The following is a 19,460-nucleotide window of genomic DNA, read 5'->3' as shown; positions in this document are numbered from 1 at the left end:
ATCTTCCACCAGCGACGAATCAGCGAATTCCCATGGATGAGACATCATCGAGAAGTCTCAGGCGAGGGTATCGAAATCACCGCAACACTCGACTGAGACTAGCTTTGCGTTTCTTCCTGTGGTTTGATCTCGGCGTCGTTCGAGGATTCAGGAACGATGCGACTTACGAGAAGCCGGTCGATCCGCGGGCCATCCATATCGACCACTTCGACCCGGAGTTGGCTCCACTGGATGACATCTCCAATTTTAGGAGGTCGTTTGAGCAGGGCGACAACAAGTCCCGAGATCGTGGCAATGCCCCGAGGAGGAGGTTCGGGCCATTTGCTGAATTCCAATGCTTCCTGCAGTTCATGCAGGTTGAGAGCAGCATCTGCCAGCAGACTGCCATCGGCTCGTTGGACGACCAGTTGCTCTTCATCGCGGCGGTGCTCGTCATGAATCGAGCCGACGAGAATCTCCATCACGTCTTCGAGGGTGACCATCCCTTCGGTGCCGCCATACTCGTCGAGCACAATCGCGAGTTGAGTCCGCTCTTTCTGAAAGAGTTCAAGCAGCTTCGAGATGGTGAGTGTTTTGGGAATAAAGAGCGGGGCTCGCATGACACGGCGGATATCGAGAGACCTGCCCAGATAGTTTTCGAGAAAAACGTCTTTGATATAGATGAAACCGACGATCCGATCGATGCTCCCTTCGCAGACAGGGACTCGGGAAAAGCCCGACATGGCCATGGCTCCCAGGACTTCTTCGGGCGGCGTATCAACATCGATAGCATCAATATCGATCCGTGGCCTGAGAATCTCTGCGGCTGTCCGTTCGCGCATTTTCAAAGCCTGCTGGGCCATCTGCTGTTCGGCCTCGTGCAGAATCCCCGCTTCGTGACCTGCATCAATCAGGTGCTGAATGTCTTCGACCGAGACGGACTCGCGAATCTCAGTTTTCTGACCCAGGATCAACAGGACGGATTTGGTACAGACGCGGAGGAACCAGACAAATGGCTGGGCGATGGTCTGGAGCAGCACCATGGGCAAAGCCACCCAGCGGGCCATGAACTCAGCATTCTGCAAAGCGACTCGTTTGGGGACGAGTTCGCCCAGAATCAGCGAGAAAAAGGCAATCCCGACCGAAATGACACCTAAAGAAATCGTGTCACTGCGCTGCTGAATCCACGAAACAGGGATTTGTCCAATGAGATGTGAGACTTCGCTGATAAAGCTGGCACCACCAAAGGCAGCGGCAAACGTACCCACGAGTGTGATCCCGACTTGAACAGTGGGTAAAAACCGATCGGCATCGCTGGAGAGTTTAAGTGCGGCTTTGGCACCACGATCGCCTTCCTGTGAAAGCTGCTCCAGCCGCCCGCGTTTGGCAGTCAGAATCGCGATCTCCGCACCGGCGAAGAATCCGTTGAACAGAATCAGCAAGAGGATCAAAGCCAGCTCGCCGAAAAGTCCCCATTCCACCCTGTTCGCTCCCTATTCAGGCCGGTCTGCCATACCCGCACTGAGAGTTCTCTTCCATCCCTTGGACCATCGGCAGTTTCATGCCTGCCAAGCGTCTTCTAAGGAGTAGGAAAATGCAATGGGTGATTCCCAGAAGTCAGAAGACTCCCGGAATTTAACTGCCATCAATCAATCGAGGTGTATGGATCTGTTTTCGTCCAAAGAGATGCGACGGGCGGGTGAAAACCAATTCAGGCAGAGTGTCACCTCGCACCGGATCAGTCTTGATGGACGATGTACCCGCCACTTACTTCATGGCGAATTCATCTTTTGCTGTTAATTCATGTAATTTGTCAGATATTTGACGTTCGCTGGTGAGTTTCTGGCCTTGTGAGGAGCCCACTTGTGGCCTGTAGATTGAGAGTCGAGCCAGCGGTCGTTTACGAACTGCCTGATAAATGAATACGGGGAAACCCATGAAGGTTGGTGCCTGTGGATCTTCGAGCAATTCGAGGCCGAGTCGGCGGTAATATCGGTTCAGGCGTGTCCGTGATTGATAGATCGTGTCACCGAGAAAACCAGGCAGGCGTTTGCCGGTCGCTGCGTAGCTCCAGCCATTGACTAACGATCTCAAGCCGTAGATGCGGGTTTTCCAGTTGGGGTGTTTGGCGGCATAGAGCAAAAAGTAGCCCGCCCCATGAAAGGAAAAGCGAGCCATGCCACCAGGTTTGAGAACACGAGCCATCTCCTGCATGGCGATGGCAGAACGCGTGTAGGGCAAAACGACTTTCGAAATCACGCCGTCAAAGCTGCTGTCGGGAAAAGGGAGATGTTCGGCAAACCCCTGGACGGCTTCAAGTTCATACGAGCGGACTGTTTCGACACAGGCAGGATCGGGATCGATGCCGACTGGCTCGTGACCTCTTCTCAGCAGTTCGAGCATCTGTTCTCCCGGCCCGCAACCCACATCGAGAACCCGGCTGGCCGGTGGAAACTCAAAATGACTGAATTCATGCAGATGATAAGGTTCAAGAATGCTCATGGATGACCCAACAGGAGCTCGTTCAGACAGATGTTCACGAGATGGAGAGCTGGTGTTTATTCAATGTTTCCAATATGCGGAAATGTAAAAGTATTATGGCACATGAATTGAGCTCGGGAGGACGGCGGGAGAATTCAGAGGGAATTCTCTGCAGGTGCAGGCAGGGTTGTTCGTTCGGTTCAGTTTTGGATAGGGCCTTGCATCTCACGTGAGAAGATAAAACGAGGTCGATCCCAGGTGCGATTTTGCGCGATGGGTTGCTTGTGGGTGGTCAGGTTTGGCAGGTTGTAGCGGCTGTAGGAATTTGAGCAGCAAAAAGTTGGAAAGATGTTGAGCCTTGTGCAGCGTGCATCGGGCCTCCAGGGAAATGAAAGCCAAAGGGAAACAGATGGCGAAACTTCTGGTTCTGTATTACTCGACTTACGGACATGTGGAATCGATGGCGGGGGCTATTGCCGAAGGGGCAGGGAAAGTTCCGGGAGTCGAAGTCACCATCAAGCGAGTGCCGGAACTCATGCCACCCGAAGCTGCTGCCAGAGCAGGTGCCAAACTCGATCAGGCGGCTCCTCTGGCTGATCCCAAGGAATTAGGCAACTACGACGGCATCATTTTTGGAACCCCCACCCGATTCGGGAACATGGCTTCGCAAATGCGGAACTTTCTCGATCAGACGGGTGGGCTGTGGGTGAAAGGAGCCCTCGTGGGCAAGGTCGCCAGTGTCTTTGCGAGTACAGGGACTGGTGGCGGAAATGAATCGACGATTCTGACATTCATCCCGACGCTGCTGCACCATGGAATGGTTTATGTGGGGTTGCCGTATTCCTGCCCGGATCTGGCGGATATCTCGGAATTGAAGGGTGGCTCGCCTTATGGTGCAGCGACAATTGCGGGTGCGGATGGCTCGCGCCAGCCTTCGGCTCGTGAACTGGCCATGGCCCGATTTCAAGGCGAGCATGTCGCCAGAATCACTGCCAAACTGTTTGGCTAATTTCCAATTGAGACTTCCTGCCTGCGGGTGTGAGTATGATCGAACGGAACTCACACCGCTGGAGGAAGAAACTTTTCCAGCGAGGATTCAAGTGCGCCGATTTTCGCCACGAAGTATCGGCTGCAACTCTTCGACGAAGTCGTTGACGTCTTTGAATTCCCGATAGACGGAGGCAAAGCGGACGAAGGCGACATGATCGAGAGTTCGCAATTGCTCCATGACTCGCTCGCCGATCTCCCGGGAAGGAACTTCCCGATCAAAGTTCTCGTAAAGTTCTCGCTCGATGACCGAGATTATCTCCTCAATGCGCTCCGGGGAGATCGGTCGTTTGTAGCAGGCTTTTTCGAGGCCTTGTGCGATTTTATCTCGATCAAAGGGGACCCGGCTGCCATCTTTCTTGATGACGCGAATGGGGGATTCCTCGATCTTCTCATAGGTGGTAAAGCGGCGGGCACACGCCAGACATTCCCGCCGACGGCGAATCACGAAATCCTGACTTGTCCGCGAATCGATGACCTTGGTTTCGCCGTGGCGGCAGTATGGACACATCATGATAAGTGGTTTGCATCCCTGAAGATCGCGGACAGCCTGGTGACTGCAATCGCGAAATGTTCGAAATTTCTTTCAGGAGCTCATGCCGGAAATTCTTGCCAGTCCGAGAGACTGTAAAAACTTGAGGTTAAACTCCTTCAGCCACGTTGTTTGATGGGTCTACAACCGTACCTCTTTTCCCTGATCAGTGAGGGTAACGTCTCGTCTGGCTGTATTCCAGTAGCTTTCCGGTCAAGGGTTTAAGTCGAATGACGCCATTCATAGAAAACCCGGGGGAAAGAAATTCCACAGAAAAATCATTCCTAATGGAAACGACTGAAAATAACTGTCAACACTGGCGCATCTCCTTGTGAGGAGTGTGCGTTCAACAGGCTCCGTGATCCGTGAGTGATGCAACCCGCCGTCAAGTTCCGAAACTCAACGAAGAGCAGTTCGCAAGCTGGCACCGCCAGTTTGGGAGTGATCTGAGAGTGTTTCTATGCGGGGTACTCAAGGATCCCGAAGCTGCTGAAGAGGCACTTCAGAGAACTTGGGTGAAGTTGTGGGAGAGTGGTGCTGCTGTCGAACCTGAAAAGATTCGCAGTTGGCTGTTTCAAGTGGGCTTTCGGGAAGCTCTTCAATTGCGTCGGTCTCAGCAATTGCAGACTCGAAAGCTCTCGGAGTGGTTTTCCTGGAAGAAGACTCAGGGTGTTTTCACCAGCGAGGGGGCTTCGGAAAGACGACCGAAACAAACATCTTCCCATGTCGAATTTGTGGATCTGCCTGCTGCGGAAGAGTCGTTGGTTCGAGGCGAAGAATACGAGGCTTTGCGAAAAGCAATTGATGGTCTTTCTCTCGAACAGAAATTCGTGCTTCAGAAACGATTGGAAGGCGAACAGACGTTCCAGCAGATTGCCGACGAGTTGGAAGTCCCTCTGGGAACGGTCTTGACCCGCATGCGGCTGGCATTGGAGAGGCTCAAAAAAGCACTCGTCAGTTCAAATTCAGGCAAGGAAAAATAACAAACACTGCGGGCTGCAGTTTTCTGACGATCTGAGATGCGATTCATCATGACTTTTGAACACGAACATCAATCCATGACAGGAAATGCCATGACTGATCTCGATTGGCTGGCCACCCGCTACGTGCTGGGTGAATTGTCGGCCGACGAGGTGTTCGCCTTTGAAGAGAGACTGCAGGTCGATCTGTTGGCTTGCGAGGCGGTCGTGCAAGCGACTCGTCTTCTCACAGATGTCGCTGTCAGCCTGCCTGAGCCTGCCGATATGCGTGAGCAGGTGATGGCCGCTCCAGTTGCGGTCACAGCCAAGGTTGCAGCCAGTACGAAAACAGTGCGATCCATACCTGTCAGTCGTTCAGAACAACGCCGAGGCTGGTGGGTGATCGGTCTGATCACGGCGGCTCTTGTGCTTTTGGCAGTGGGACTGCCGTTTGAATGGAACCCCTGGGGTGACCAGCGTGTGGCCCTGGAGAATTCATCGGGAACCCATGAGTCCGGGAGTTTACGTGGCGAAGAAGCCCGTCTGGCTGCGAACCTCTTGGGAGGCTGGCGAACAATCGATGTCGACATGACCGAGACCGGGTTGACGATGACTCATCGTGAAATGGGGAATGACCGCGAGGCGAACCGCGATCACGAAGAAGCTGCTGAAAACATTGACGAAAATTCGATTCCCGACTGGATGATCGCCGCACTTCTGGCTGATCCAGCGGAGGGCGAAACCAACGCGGGGCCAGCGAATACACCTCATAACGTCGCTCCTGCTCCTGGTCAGATCATTCAATGATTTCGCGGAACTTCTACAAGTTGGTGCTGTTCAAGGATGGTTGAAGGCTGAGGATCCTGAAAGTTGGGGATGATGGGAACGACAGGTCAGATAATGCAGTCGCCGCTTGCACACGAGCATTCTCGACCGAGCACTCCGGTTCGTGTGCGATCGATGCTGCTGTTGTGGACTCTCCTGTGTTGGCCGCTCGCAGCCGGGATGATTCGGGCTCAGGAAAGTCCGGTTTCAAAAGCTGAGACAAATACCGACAGCACAAAGCTCAGTGATCAATCTCGTGCTAGTGATCAATCCAATGCGAAAACGAGCGATAAAACCCAGGCAAACGGCACTCGCGCCGTTTCGTCAAGGGCGCAAAGTCTGACACCTGTACAGATTGAGCGAGCCAAAGAGTTTGCAGCCACTCATCATCCAGAACTGGGTGAACTGCTGGGCCGACTGGAAAGCTATGACGAGCCTTCGTTTGTCGAGGCCATTCAGGAATTGCTGCGAACGATGGATCGTCTGGAAAAGCTGAGTGAAAAAAACACCGAGCGTGGTCGAGTCGAGTTAGAAGACTGGAAGCTGACATCACGAATCCGGCTGCTGGCGGCTCGACTGGCCATGGCTGATGCACTTCCTGTCGAGAACCCGGAAGCGTCGTCCAGGACGATCAAACAGGAAATTCGTGAACTGCTGATCGAACGGGCCGAGCTTCGGAAGTCGTCGCTCACCGCAGAACGCCAACGATTGCAGGATCGCCTCGAAAAGGTGAATCGACAATTAAGCGAACTTTCCGAGCGCGAGCGGCAGAACATCGAACGCGAACTCGATCGACTCGAAGCCAATGCTTCCCAGGCGAAGACACGCCAAAAGGCTGCTCAAAAAGAGAAGTCCACACAGAATACCAGGCCGCGTTCTCCATCGAATGCTCCTCCGTCCGATTCCACCAACAAAGCTGCTGAAAAGCCGGCGAAGAACAATCAGAAACCATGACGACCAGCTCTGAATGGCTGTCATTTGCACTGTTTGCCATCAAGTGCTGTAAGGATCGAATCACCATGCAAGAGTTTGCTCATCATCATGATCCAGCTGTTCTGGCGCATCGCCGCTGGCCTGCCTTAGAACATCGCCGCTGGCAATGGTTCTGCCTGGCGATTGCCAGTTGGCTGGGACTGTGTCAACCAGGCATATCCCCGCTTCCCCAGGTCTGGGCGGCTGAGGCAAAGCCCGCAGACAACAGCAAGTCTGCTGCACAGACTCTACCTGCTGAGGAACTGAAGTCATCGGCCGTTGTCGAATCGGCTGTGATCCCTGGCATCAATGAGCGATATGACCTGAAGGTCAAGAATGTGGATGGGCCCGATTTCCGTAAGCATGTGGTGCCGCTGCTCGGCAAACTCGGCTGTAACGGACGTGCCTGCCATGGATCGTTCCAGGGTCAGGGTGGCTTCCGGCTGTCTCTGTTTGGTTACGACTTCAAGGCCGACCATGAGAACCTCGTGCTGGGTGATAAGCCGCGTGTCAACCTGATGGATCGCTCGAAGAGCCTGATCCTCATGAAGCCCACTGAGCAGGTTCCTCATGAAGGAGGCGAGGCTCTCAAGCAGGGGACATGGGAATATCGCGTTCTCGATAAATGGATTTCTCAAGGAGCAAAACCTGTCACCGATAAGACACCGGAATTTGTGAGGCTCGATGTGTTGCCGGATGGGAAAGACCCGGCAGCAGGCGAACGTCCTGAGATGGTGGGCTCGAAGGTAGGCCAGTCGTGGAAGCTCAAGTGCATTGCGGTCTGGTCGGACGGAACTCGCGAAGACGTGACACCATTGTCGCGCTTCCAGTCGAATAACGATCAGATTGCCAAAGTGACTCAGGAAGGTGTGGTGACGATCACCGGCCCTGGAGATTCACACGTCGTCGCGTTCTATGACAATGGCGTGGTCCCTGTCCCTGTGATTCTGCCTGTGTCGAACTTCACAGGGGATCAATATCCTTCGACTCCCACACCAACCCGTATTGATGAACTGGTTGTGCAGAAGCTCAAGAAAGTGGGCGTCGTGCAGTCAGATCTGTGTGGAGATGAAGAGTTCCTCCGCCGGGTTTCGCTGGATATCACGGGAACATTGCCGACGCCAGAGGAAGTGGAAGCGTTTGTACGTTCGAAGGATGTGGCCAAGCGTTCGAAAAAGATTGATGAATTGCTGGAACGACCCGCTTATGCCGCCTGGCAGGCGACCAAGATCTGCGACTACACCGGGAACAATCCCGAATATTTGCAGAACGCAGTGGTGGGGAACAATTCTGCTCAGGCGGCTCGCGACTGGTATGAGTGGATTCATGACCGAGTTCAAAGAAATGTCCCTTATGATGAACTGGCCGAGAATATCATTCTGGCGACCAGTCGTCAGGAAGGGGAAAGCTATGAGCAGTATTGCGAACGTGTGAGTGGCTACTATGCGAAAAACAGCAAGGGAAGTTTTGCCGAACAGCCTGCGATGACGCATTACTGGGCGAGGAGAAACTTCCGCACTGTCGAAGAGCGGGCTCTCGGATTTGCCTATACGTTCCTGGGCATTCGAGTGCAATGTGCCCAGTGTCATAAGCATCCGTTTGACCAATGGACGAAGGACGATTTCGATCGCTTCAAGAACTTCTTTGCCCGCATTCGCTATGGCGATACCCCAGGCAACAAAGACGAAAAAGCGGCCATGCTCGCCAAACTGGGTGTGGACAAGGATCTCAAGGGGAACATGCTGGATCGAGCTCTGAAGGACTATCTGGCATCTGGCAAGGTGGTGCCGGTTCAGGAAGTCTTTGTGACTCCTCCCGTGAAACCAAAACCTGTGAACCCCAAGGCCAAGCCCAATGCCAAACGACCACAGGTTGTGGCTGGCCGAACAGCCAAGGTGCTGGGTGGCGATGAGATTGTCATTGAAGAACTGGATGATCCGCGAACAGCACTCATGGATTGGTTGCGTTCAGAAGAGAACCCTTACTTCGCGAGAGCCTTTGTGAATCGTGTCTGGGCGGGTTACTTCCACGTAGGAATTGTTGAACCACCCGATGATCTGAGTCTGGCAAATCCTCCTTCGAATGAAGCGCTGCTGGATGAACTGACACGGGAGTTTGTGGCTCACGGCTACGATATGAAGTGGCTGCACCGGACGATTGCCAACAGCCGCACTTATCAGTTGAGCTGGCAGCCCAATGAAACCAACAAGCTCGACGAGCGGAACTTTGCCCGCGCTGTGCCCCGTCGCCTGCCTGCGGAAGTGGCGTATGACATTATCCGTCAGGCCACGGCCAGTGATTTTGAAATGGCAAAGTGGAATGAACAACTCAATTCCCGGGCGATTGAAGATGTGGGAGCTGGTGCGAAGAATGGCCGGGCTCAGGTGTATGCATTGAATATCTTCGGCCGATCCATCCGCGAGAGTAACTGCGATTGCGATCGTTCGATGGAGCCGAGCCTGCTGCAGACCGTTTACCTGCAGAACGATCAGGAATTGCTGGCTGCCATTGAGCGCAAGGGTGGCTGGGTCGATCAGATTGTCAAGGTGGGCCCTCATCCTGTGGTGAGTGACAGGAATGCCATCACTCCGAGCGCTGCCGTCGTGCCTGATCTCGCCGACGAAAAGGGCAAAGGCAAAAAGAAACTTGAGTCGGCAACTGAAGATTCATCGAACGATCGGGATTTGAAAGAAGTTCTGGCCCGCGTCGATAAGCGTATCGAAAAGGCCCGGCAACAAAAGGACAAGCAGCAACTCGCTGAACTGCAGCAAACACGGCAGAAACTTCTGGAGAAAATCCAGGCCCAGGCCAAGACAACCGACAAACCTGTCAATCAGGGCTATAAGGCGGGGATTCTGCCCAGTGATCGGATTCTGCAGGAGATTGTCAAAACGGCTTATCTGCGAACGTTATCGCGATATCCATCGAACGAAGAAACACGCCGGTCAGTGGCTTACTTCCATGAAGCCAAGGATGTGCGAGTGGGCAGCAGAGATCTCTTGTGGGCCCTGCTGAATACCAAGGAATTCATGGTCAATCATTAACTCGGAAAACGCTTCTTGATCGTGTTCGTCAAACCCATGACGACGTGATCACCATCGGAATTCAATACACTTTCTCGATCAGAACATTGGAATCAAGGTAATACCATGGCGACCAGTTATACATGTGATGGCATTCAACGACGCGATGCACTGAAAGCCGGGCTGCTGGGAGTGGGGGGCTTGTCGCTTTCCAACTTTCTCAAACTGAGCCATGCGGGAGAGGTTTCGTCGAAAGCGAAAGCCAAAGCCGCAATCTATATCAATCTCGGTGGTGGCCCCAGCCACATGGACACCTTCGATATGAAGCCCAATGCACCGGCTGAATATCGCGGGGAATTCAATCCCATTAAGACGAATGTCTCCGGGATCGAGATCTGCGAGCATCTGCCTCATCTGGCGAAACAGGCCGACAAGTTCGCCCTCATTCGTGGTGTCTCGCACACTCTGGCGGCTCATGAGCTGGGCACGCAATATGTCAACTGCGGCAACCGGCCTATCCCTTCGCTGGAATTCCCGGGATATGGCTCGGTGGTTGCCAAGGAGTTGGGTGGCCCGGATAACCTTCCCGCCTATGTCGCCATTCCACGAACGAGTTCAAAGTCGGGTTATCTGGGAGTGAAGTACGCACCACTGGCCACGGGGAACACACCCAAGGCCGGTATGCCTTATTCAGTGCGTGGGGTTTCACTGCAGAATGGATTGACAGTGCAGGAAGTGGATCGTCGCAAGAATCTGCTCAACGATCTTGATCGGACGTTTGCGGGTTACGAGAAGCAGAACCAGTTGCTGGAAGGGATGGATCAGTTTGCCGAGCAGGCCTACTCGATGATCACTTCACCAGCCGCCCGCAAAGCGTTTGATATCAGCCAGGAATCTCCCAAGTTTGCCGAGCCATTCGGTGAGACACCCTTTGGAACCAGCTGCCTGCTGGCAACGAGGCTGATCGAATCGGGAGTGAGGTTTGTCACGATTTCCTATGGTGGCTGGGATACTCATGATGACAACTGGACGCGGCTGAAAGAAAAGCAGTTGCCTCCGTTTGATGAAGGTCTGGCGGCCTTGCTGGCAGGTCTGGCTCAGAAGGGCTTGCTCGATTCGACCGCTGTCTTTGTGACAGGTGAGTTTGGTCGGACACCCAAGATCAATGCCCGCGCTGGCCGGGATCACTTTGCCCGCAACATGTTCATGATTATGGCCGGTGGTGGCGTGCGTGCTGGCCAGGTGATTGGTGCCAGCGATGACAAAGCTATGGCACCAGCGAGTCAGGCCATTACGCCAGATGATGTGGCCGCTTCGTTCTATCACAATCTCGGGATTGATCCCAAGAAAGAGTACCAGACTAACACCGGTCGGCCACTGATGATTGTGCGTGACGGCAACATCATTCCGGCGCTGTTTTCCTGAAAATAATTTGGCCCGAGATTTATGGACCCTGAAATACCTGGGTGACCTGCGACCTGTGTTTGATGGAATGGGTTTACGTCGATGTTGGCGTTAAATCACAAATGACTTCACTTTGAGGGACGTGAATCGATGCTCAAATCAATGATTATGACGACTTGCCGATTGTCGTTAGTGGTGGCGATTGTCTGTGGAGTGATTGTCTCTCTGCCAGTCGGTGCACAGGAAGATGCTAAACCTGCGAAGAAACCAGCCCAAGGTGTGGCACAGCCATTCAATCTGCCAGACAGCATCAAGCTGACCGACGAACAGACCAAGAAGCTGGAAGAGCTCAAGAAAGAAGCGACTCCCAAGCTCGAAGCCGCTGTCAAAAAAGTCGAAGACGTGCTGACAAAGGATCAGAAGAAAGCTCGCAAAACAGCTTCGGACACAGCTAAAGCCGCCGGCAAAAAAGGGAAGGAACTGAAGGATGCCGTCACGGAAGCTCTCAAGCTTTCCGACGAGCAGAAGGAATCGATGGCTAAAGCCGAAAAGGAGCTGACTGACCTGCAGAAGGCGACTCGCGAACAGGTTGTCGCCATGCTGACTGATGAGCAGAAGGCCAACCTGCCTACGCCAGGCAAGAAGAAAGCCAAAGCCAAGTAGTTCGTGGTCAAGTCTCGGAAAGAGACGTGGAATCTCGACAATTGCCAAAAGCAACAGCCCGGCCTCGAATTTCGAGAGCCGGGCTGTTGGCTATTTGGTGACGTCATTCAACACAAGGGCGATCATTACACGGCATCGAGTGCCTGTGAAAGATCGGCAATGATATCTTCAATCGCTTCGGTACCAATCGAAAGACGGATGAAGTCAGGTGTCACACCGGTGGAGACTTGCTCCTCGGGAGTGAGTTGCTGGTGAGTTGTGCTCGATGGGTGAATGATCAGCGACTTGGAATCGCCCACATTCGCCAGGTGCGAGAAGAGCTTCACATTGTTGATGAGCTTGATGCCATTCTCCTGCTGCTGCTTCGGAGTGGCTCCCTTGATGCCAAAGCCCATGATGGCGCCGCAACCTTTGGCAAGGTACTTCTTGCCCAGTTGGTAAGAAGGATGCGATTCCAGGCCGGTGTAGTTCACCCAACTGACCTTGGGATGAGCTTCGAGGAATTTAGCCACTGCCAGTGCATTCGAGCTGTGGCGTTCCATACGCAGATGCAGTGTTTCCAGCCCCTGTAGGAACATGAAGGCATTGAACGGGCTCATGGCGGGGCCGAGATCGCGCAGGCCTTGAACGCGGCACTTGATGATATACGCCAGGTTCATGGGGCCGAAGGTGTCGAAAATCTTCATGCCATGATAGCTGGGGTCGGGCTCTGTGAATGAGGGGAACCGGCCATTATTCCACGGGAAGCCCCCCTTCTCGATGATCACCCCGCCAATCGATGTTCCGTGGCCGCCAATAAACTTGGTACACGATTCGACGAGAATATCGGCACCAAAATCGAATGGTCGACACAGCACGGGTGAGGCCAGCGTGTTGTCGACAATCAGAGGCACACCGGCTTTGTGAGCGATATCCGCAATGGCTTCAAAATCGGGGACATCGACGCGAGGATTGCCAATCGTTTCGAGGTAGATGGCCTTTGTCTTGTCATCAATCGCGCGGGCGAAGTTTTCGGGTTTGCTCTGATCGACGAACTTCCCGTGAATGCCCATTTTGGGGAAGGTGTAATGGAACAGGTTATAGGTACCACCATAAAGGCTGGTGCCCGAAACAAAGTTGTCGCCCGCTTCGCACAGGTTCAGAAGAGCAATCGATTCGGCCGCCTGACCGGAGGCGACGCACAGGGCACCACTACCCCCTTCGAGCGCTGCCAGACGTTTTTCGAGAACATCGGTGGTGGGGTTCATCAACCGGGTGTAGATGTTGCCGAATTCCTGCAGCGCGAAGAGGCGGGCGGCATGATCGGTACTGTTAAAGACATAAGACGTGGTCTGATAGAGAGGGACCGCGCGGGAACCTGTCGTCGGATCGACGGACTGACCGGCATGCAGGCAAAGTGTCTCTGGGCGATAGGCGTGAGTCATGTGGCGAATTCCATGATGAGACGAGAGTGAAATGACAAAGATCACCAAACTGGTCGGAGTTTAAAGTTAGCCGATTGCTGTATGACTCGCAAATGGCTGGAGAAGAATTCTGTTGGCCAGGAGTTGTCGAAGGATGCTCGAAACTGCACCCGTAGAATGGGCAGTGCACATCACTGATTAGGACTTGATTGTCGATAGGGAAGGCTTTGAGGCTACGTTCTATCGTATAAAAGCTTTACCATAGGAGAGTGTTCAGCAGGTGATCGAGTAAAAGTGTGCTTGAACTTTGTCACCTGTGAATGATGATCGAATCTCCAAGAGTTTGTGATCTCCCTGATGAGCCGCTTCCGAAAGGCAGGTTCTCGAATGATGACTTCTGCTGACCGAGCCTGGTTTCGAGATTTTGAGTATTTGCCGCAGCGAGGCAGAGTCTGCCGCCGAAATCGGATGGCTTTATTGAAGTGTCTGTCTGCGATTCTGCTGTGTCTGTCTTTCGTACCCGCAGTTGCTCAGGAAACGTCTGGCGGGCAAACACCGGCAGCAAGTACTCCCAAGGCGGAGCCGGAAGCTGGTAAGCCTGAGAATCCGTTTCCGAATCGAATTCCTGCCCCATCGCTTGATGGGGGAATCGAATGGCTTAATACCAGCCAGCCGCTGTCGCTGAAGGATCTGCGCGGGAAAGTTGTCGTGCTCGACTTCTGGACGTACTGCTGCATCAACTGCATTCACGTGCTGCCGGATCTGAAATATCTCGAAAAAAAGTATGGCAAAGAGCTCGTGGTCATCGGTGTTCACTCCGCCAAGTTTGACAACGAGAAAGAGACGGGGAACATTCGCAAAGCCATCTTGCGTTACGAGATTGAGCATCCCGTCGTCAATGATGCGGAAATGACGATCTGGCGCAAGTTCAGCATCCGGTCGTGGCCTTCTCTGGTGTTGATTGATCCTGAGGGTCAGTTTTGTGGTGTGGCTTCCGGCGAGGGCAATCGCGAACTGCTGGATCAAGTGATTGCCAAAGTCATCGATTATCATCGGGCAAAAGGGACGCTCAACGAAAAGCCGATGGCTTTCGATCTCGAAAGCGGCAAAGAAGCAGCCACTCCACTGCGATTCCCTGGCAAGCTGCTCGTTGACCCGACCCGCGAGAGAGTCTTTATTTCAGACAGCAATCACAATCGCATTGTGGTGGCATCACTCTCAGGTCAACTCATTCAGGTGATTGGCAATGGAAAGATTGGTGCCAAAGATGGCCCAGCCGAATCGGCACAGTTTGATCATCCGCAAGGAATGGCACTGGAGGGGAATACGCTCTATGTCGCCGATACGGAAAATCATCTGCTGCGGACGGTGAACCTGACCACGTGGGAGGTTTCGACATTGGCGGGGACTGGCGAACAGGCCCGCGGCCGCGATCGTGGCGGGGAGTTACGAACCACGGCGCTGAACAGCCCGTGGGATCTTTACATTCATCAAGGTGTGCTCTATGTGGCGATGGCGGGGCCCCATCAACTCTGGTCGCACGCACTGGGAAGCAAGACGATTCAGAACTATGCGGGTTCTGGACGGGAAGATATTACCAATGGAAGCCTGGCTCAATCGGCTCTGGCGCAACCTTCGGGAATCACCAGTGATGGCGAGTCGCTGTATGTCGTCGATAGCGAAGGTTCATCCATTCGCAAAATCACCACCAGCGAAGCAGACAAACTGGAAGACCCGGAAGGCAAAGTCACCACAGTGGTGGGAGCTTCGGATCTGCCACGAGGTGCGAGCCTGTTTGAGTTTGGCGATATTGATGGCAAGGGATCAGCAGTTCGTCTGCAGCATCCGCTGGGGATTGTCTTTCACGAGGGGAAGCTGTATGTCGCCGACAGTTACAACCATAAAGTTAAAGTGATTGATCCGATCAAAAGAACTTGCGAGAGCTGGCTCGGGAATGGAAAGCCGGGGGCTGTCCTTGATCCAGTCCAGCTTTCGGAACCTGCGGGGTTGGCAACTTATGGCGGAGTTCTGTTCATTGCCGACACGAATAACCATCGCGTCCTGAAAGTCGATTTGAAGACGAAAAGGGCCACCGAGTTCAAGATCGAAGGTCTGGCAGCACCAAAACCTTGATTTCAGGAATCGTTTTCATGGTTCAACGTGTCCGGCTGTTCTTCCAAGTTCCCCGGCAGATCGAACGTCAAGATGTCTGATGCTCGTGCGATGTCTCGTACTTCTGGAGCGTTTTCTGCGGGGGAAGTTGGCACAGCCAAAGATCGGACAGTGAAAGATGAGACACTGAAAGATGAGACAGTGAAAAGTCACACGGCGAAAAAACATACGGTGCGGCCCGAAAGCATTGACGAAGGGCGGCTGTGGCTCGAAGCTAATTTTCGAGAGGCACAGGCCACAATCGTGCCAAGTGGAGCCAGACTTTCGAGCCAGAGTTTGTATCGATCCCCACAAGCCCTAGTGACATTCGACACGACGGGGTGGAATCGACTGATTGATTATCCTGCCCGCGATATGACCATTACTGTTGAAGCGGGTATGACCTGGCGGGAATTGTGTGCTCTTCTTGATGTGGAAGGTCAGCAGTTACCACTCGATGTTCTCGAAGGCGAAGCGACGATCGGCGGCCTGGTCGCTTCTGGCTTCTATGGCCCCAGACAATATGGTTATGGGACCATCCGTGATTATCTTTTGGGGTTCAGTGGACTGACGGCAGATGGGCTGTTGTTTCAGGCTGGTGGGCGAGTCGTCAAAAATGTGGCTGGCTACGATCTGGCGAAGCTCATGTGTGGTTCGCGAGGAACTCTCGCCCTGCTCACGCAATGCACATTCAAGTTAAAGCCACAACCCGCGCAGTGGTCGTGGGTGCTCACGACGTGGGAGACCTGGGAAGATCTCGAACCGGCGCTCGAACGATTGCTGCTCTCAGAGACCCGACCAGTGGCTGTGGATGTGCTGCAGCGAGCCGGATTGCCACCCGTCGGGAATGACCTGACTCTGGCCATTCTGCTGGAAGGGTCTCAGGTTTCACTCGACTGGGAAGTGCAGACCATTCGTAAAGAATTATCGAACCTCGGGCCAACAGAACTGCTGGTGATCTCAGAGGATCGGCAGACAGCCCCTGCTGATCGTCTGATGACATGCCTTTTGAGCAGTCAGCAGCAGCGGCCTTACGAACTGATGGTTTCATTGCCGAGTTCAAAACTGGTCGCACTCGCCAGACAATTCCCGGAGACCACCCGCATCATGGGCCGGGGATTGGATGGAACGCTGGTACTTTCATGGAATGAACCGCCGGCGCACCACGAGCTGGCCGCTGGGCTGGCAAGTCTGATCGACTCGGCATCACTGGCTGGTCATCCGCAGGAAGCGATCTGGGAATGGACACGCTGGCCGGACGATTCGATTCCGCCACCTGCCAACCGTCCTCCTGAGGCCTCTTCATCACGCTGGAGTTGGGCACTCAAGCAGCAACTCGATCCTTTGGGATTGTTGAATCCTTCGGTGCTCGATCTGCGATGTGGCAGACCCTGGCCCGAATGAGCCCTGTGATTATCCCGCATGATTGCTGTGACTATTCTGTCACTGAAGTCGTGTTGTCGGCGAGCTCTCTGCGCAGCCAGGCACGCGAGTAAGCCCATAAGCGGCTGGCTGTGCGGACAGAAATGCCTATCGTCTCGGCGGCTTCTGCGAGAGTTAATCCCCCAAAGTACAGAAGCTGAACGAGTTCAGCTCCTTGAGGTTTCGTCTCAGCGAGTTTGTTTAGGGCTTCATCAAGGGCCAGTAGATCTTCCTGTGGCTTGACAAAACAGGGAGGGAAGTCGTCGATGTGATGCCGGACAAATTCGCCACCGTGCTTGAGACTCTTTTTGCGGCGGGCATGATCGATGAGAATGCGGCGAATGGTTATCGCGGCTGCAGCAAAGAACTGTGCCCGGCTCTTCCACTGTGGCCCACGCTGAGGATTCCCGTATCGATCGTCATCGACTCGATCTTCGCTGTCATTGATCGTGGAAGAATCGCTGGTGCTGGATTGCTCGTCTGTTGAATGGCCATGCATCAATCGCAGATAGGCTTCATGCACCAGAGCTGTGGGCTGAAGTGTCTGCCCTGCGGGCTCGAGCGCCAGGCGTGCTGCTGCGAGCTTGCGAAGCTCCGCATAGACCAGTGGGAGCAGATCATCAGTGGCATGTTCCTGGCCGGTATCAATCGCGGCCAGTAGTCGTGTCAATTCGTCCATAAGCTGCCAGATAACATGGGATCTCATGTAGCACTGCTGATAATGAGCGCCTTAATGAACATATGCCAGTGAAAAATGGATGAACAAGTCGGTGGCAGAAATTGCCGCTCATCCGATCGTCTGTGAATTCGTGTGCTTCCAGTGAGCTCACGCTGAAAGAGTTGCTTTGCCGTTTGAAACGAGTTTGCTGGCAAGGAGCAGGCATTTGCCTTACGGGCATGTCATGAAGTCGAGTTTGGCAGGGTTCAATTTTCCCACAGATCGATAGAAGACGAGCAGTCAAATGCGCGGCCGATGTTTCTTTGTGCCCCAAGTGGAGCGTGAAACGGAGGGTGCATGACTGCCAGGCCATGCTGACCGGTGGGCTCTTATCGATCGAGCCCGGTTGGTCGTGGTGGCTGCATGGAAGTGCTTTCAGTGGTGTCATGGGCAGGGAGGCCTGGGAATGGCGACGAAGTCGTGGCGAAGTTGGGCTCATGCGGGCTGGCGTCTGGGGTCTGTGCTCCTCGCTTCTTCCATGGCCGTCGAGGGTCTGGCGGAAGAATCACTGTTTTCTGACAGTTGGTTTCTGCGCGGGACTTCAACATCGCGCTCTGTCGACGTCGATTCACCTCTCAGTGGTGAATCGTTCTCTCCATCGGTTATCGAAACTGATGACTATCGCCTGGCTTCTTTTTCGAGTGCAGACAGCTTCTCGATCGATCCCGTCTCGGCAGCACTCAGTGCGGACTCATGGCGTGATCGCACCCAGTTGACTGGCAACTGGGGAGGCTATCGCGATGCACTGGCCGAAAGTGGCGTGACGATCGAAGCATCTTCGACGAACATCTATCAAGGTGTCGCTTCAGGCGGCATTAACAATGAATTTGCCTTCGGTGGACGTGGCGATCTCTTTCTGAAAGTCGATGGCGGGAAAGCGGGTCTGCAGGAAGGCTTGCTGATTACGCTCCACGGAGAAATGAACTACGGTGATTCGGTCAATCGCTCGACCGGAGCACTCCTGCCGATCAGTTTCCCGCAGGTCTTTCCTACGGGCGATGCTCCCTCGGTCGCACTTTCGAACGTGAGTGTGACGCAGTTTCTTTCGGAATCGATGCTGGTCTACCTGGGAAAGATCAACACACTCGACAGCTTCATCCGGCCCTACCGTGGGAATTCGCACGGGATTGATGGCTTCATGAACGGCGCATTTCTCTTTCCCACAGTGATGGGACGGGTGATTCCTTACTCCACTTATGGTGGCGGGGTGATCTTTTTGAGGGAAATGCAGCCGATCCTGTCGATCAACGTCTTTGATACCAACAGCACTCCCACCACCAGCGGGTTTGATGAGTTCTTCAATAATGGCGCATCGCTGTATATCGAGGGTCGTATCCCGACCAGCTTTTTTGGTATGGAAGGGCTGCACTCACTCTCGGGGGCTTACAGCAGTGGAACTTATCGGGCCACAGACCCCGGGCTCAACTATATCATCGAAAGAATTCGCGGGCTGAATGTCCCTGCACCACAGGAAACGGGTTCGTGGGCGTTTGAGTATTCTTTCAGCCAGGCCTTATGGGTAGATGCCACAGACTCGAAGCGAAGCTGGGGCCTGTTTGGCAGCCTGGGGATTGCCGACGGCAATCCGAATCCGATCCGCTGGGGATCGGATATCGGGATTGGTGGCTCCAGCCCTCTCGTTTCACGCCCGAATGACAAGTTTGGCGTGGGATACTACTACCTGGGTGTGAGCAGTGAACTGAGGCAGATTGGACCCATTCGCACACCACTCCGCGATGAGCACGGTGTTGAACTCTTCTACAACTATCAGGTCACACCGACATTCCAGCTCACGCCAGATCTGCAGATCATTACGCCCGGAATTTCGACGTTCGACACCTCGGTGAACGTCGCCTTGCGGGCGAATCTGATCTTTTGATC

15 protein-coding genes are annotated in these 19,460 nt (G+C 53.9%); 10 read left to right on the top strand and 5 right to left on the bottom strand.

Annotation, left to right across the window (positions count from 1 at the left end; genetic code table 11):
• Positions 1–98: 98 nt before the first annotated feature.
• Both A6X21_RS17945 and A6X21_RS17940 read right to left on the bottom strand, forming a co-directional pair.
• On the bottom strand, positions 99–1,460 hold the full coding sequence (locus A6X21_RS17945; protein WP_068850628.1) for a hemolysin family protein: 1,362 nt from the start codon (positions 1,458–1,460) through the stop codon (positions 99–101).
• Positions 1,461–1,746: 286 nt separating this feature from the next.
• On the bottom strand, positions 1,747–2,481 hold the full coding sequence (locus A6X21_RS17940; RefSeq protein WP_068850626.1) for a class I SAM-dependent methyltransferase: 735 nt from the start codon (positions 2,479–2,481) through the stop codon (positions 1,747–1,749).
• A gap of 388 nt (positions 2,482–2,869) precedes the next feature.
• Between A6X21_RS17940 and wrbA the strand changes: the two genes are divergently transcribed.
• Positions 2,870–3,469, top strand: a complete 600-nt coding sequence (gene wrbA, locus A6X21_RS17935; protein ID WP_068850917.1) for an NAD(P)H:quinone oxidoreductase — start codon at positions 2,870–2,872, stop codon at positions 3,467–3,469.
• 87 nt (positions 3,470–3,556) lie between these two features.
• Here the strand turns inward: wrbA and nrdR are convergent, their stop codons facing one another.
• Positions 3,557–4,021, bottom strand: a complete 465-nt coding sequence (nrdR, locus tag A6X21_RS17930; RefSeq protein ID WP_068850623.1) for a transcriptional regulator NrdR — start codon at positions 4,019–4,021, stop codon at positions 3,557–3,559.
• Positions 4,022–4,404: 383 nt separating this feature from the next.
• On the opposite strand from nrdR, the gene A6X21_RS17925 reads away from it, so the two are divergent.
• The 6 genes from A6X21_RS17925 to A6X21_RS17900 all read left to right on the top strand — a co-directional run bounded on the left by A6X21_RS17925 (position 4,405) and on the right by A6X21_RS17900 (position 11,885).
• Positions 4,405–5,022 (top strand): RNA polymerase sigma factor, encoded by a 618-nt coding sequence (locus A6X21_RS17925; RefSeq protein WP_068850621.1) that lies wholly within the window; start codon positions 4,405–4,407, stop codon positions 5,020–5,022.
• A gap of 90 nt (positions 5,023–5,112) precedes the next feature.
• Positions 5,113–5,805 (top strand): hypothetical protein, encoded by a 693-nt coding sequence (locus A6X21_RS17920; RefSeq protein WP_131818419.1) that lies wholly within the window; start codon positions 5,113–5,115, stop codon positions 5,803–5,805.
• A 153-nt stretch (positions 5,806–5,958) separates the two neighbouring features.
• A complete protein-coding gene (locus tag A6X21_RS17915) occupies positions 5,959–6,777 on the top strand; it encodes a coiled-coil domain-containing protein (protein ID WP_131818418.1) in 819 nt (272 codons plus the stop codon).
• Positions 6,778–6,842: 65 nt separating this feature from the next.
• Complete coding sequence (locus A6X21_RS17910) at positions 6,843–9,839, top strand: DUF1549 domain-containing protein (RefSeq protein ID WP_068850913.1); 2,997 nt, start codon at positions 6,843–6,845, stop codon at positions 9,837–9,839.
• A 105-nt stretch (positions 9,840–9,944) separates the two neighbouring features.
• A complete protein-coding gene (locus A6X21_RS17905; protein ID WP_068850615.1) occupies positions 9,945–11,243 on the top strand; it encodes a DUF1501 domain-containing protein in 1,299 nt (432 codons plus the stop codon).
• A gap of 129 nt (positions 11,244–11,372) precedes the next feature.
• A complete protein-coding gene (locus A6X21_RS17900; protein WP_068850613.1) occupies positions 11,373–11,885 on the top strand; it encodes a hypothetical protein in 513 nt (170 codons plus the stop codon).
• 125 nt (positions 11,886–12,010) lie between these two features.
• Here the strand turns inward: A6X21_RS17900 and A6X21_RS17895 are convergent, their stop codons facing one another.
• Entirely contained in the window at positions 12,011–13,309 is a 1,299-nt protein-coding gene (locus A6X21_RS17895) for an O-acetylhomoserine aminocarboxypropyltransferase/cysteine synthase family protein (protein WP_068850611.1), read from the bottom strand.
• A gap of 369 nt (positions 13,310–13,678) precedes the next feature.
• Between A6X21_RS17895 and A6X21_RS17890 the strand changes: the two genes are divergently transcribed.
• Together A6X21_RS17890 and A6X21_RS17885 are read left to right on the top strand one after the other, a co-directional pair.
• The gene (locus tag A6X21_RS17890) at positions 13,679–15,421 is read left to right on the top strand and encodes a thioredoxin-like domain-containing protein (RefSeq protein WP_240490312.1); all 1,743 of its coding nucleotides are present in this window, start codon (positions 13,679–13,681) and stop codon (positions 15,419–15,421) included.
• Positions 15,422–15,511: 90 nt separating this feature from the next.
• A complete protein-coding gene (locus A6X21_RS17885; protein WP_165603848.1) occupies positions 15,512–16,843 on the top strand; it encodes an FAD-binding oxidoreductase in 1,332 nt (443 codons plus the stop codon).
• Positions 16,844–16,874: 31 nt separating this feature from the next.
• Here A6X21_RS17885 and A6X21_RS17880 read toward each other — a convergent pair whose 3' ends face one another.
• On the bottom strand, positions 16,875–17,540 hold the full coding sequence (locus A6X21_RS17880; RefSeq protein ID WP_068850607.1) for a sigma-70 family RNA polymerase sigma factor: 666 nt from the start codon (positions 17,538–17,540) through the stop codon (positions 16,875–16,877).
• A 445-nt stretch (positions 17,541–17,985) separates the two neighbouring features.
• Here A6X21_RS17880 and A6X21_RS17875 point away from each other — a divergent pair, with 445 nt between their 5' ends.
• Positions 17,986–19,458, top strand: coding sequence for a carbohydrate porin (locus A6X21_RS17875; protein WP_240490310.1), 1,473 nt, complete (start codon positions 17,986–17,988; stop codon positions 19,456–19,458).
• The last annotated feature ends 2 nt before the right edge of the window (positions 19,459–19,460 follow it).

The organism is Planctopirus hydrillae, from assembly GCF_001707835.1.
Lineage (GTDB): Bacteria > Planctomycetota > Planctomycetia > Planctomycetales > Planctomycetaceae > Planctopirus > Planctopirus hydrillae.
The sequence above is the reverse complement of the archived record's forward strand: the minus strand, read 5'-3'. Positions and strand labels throughout refer to the sequence as shown.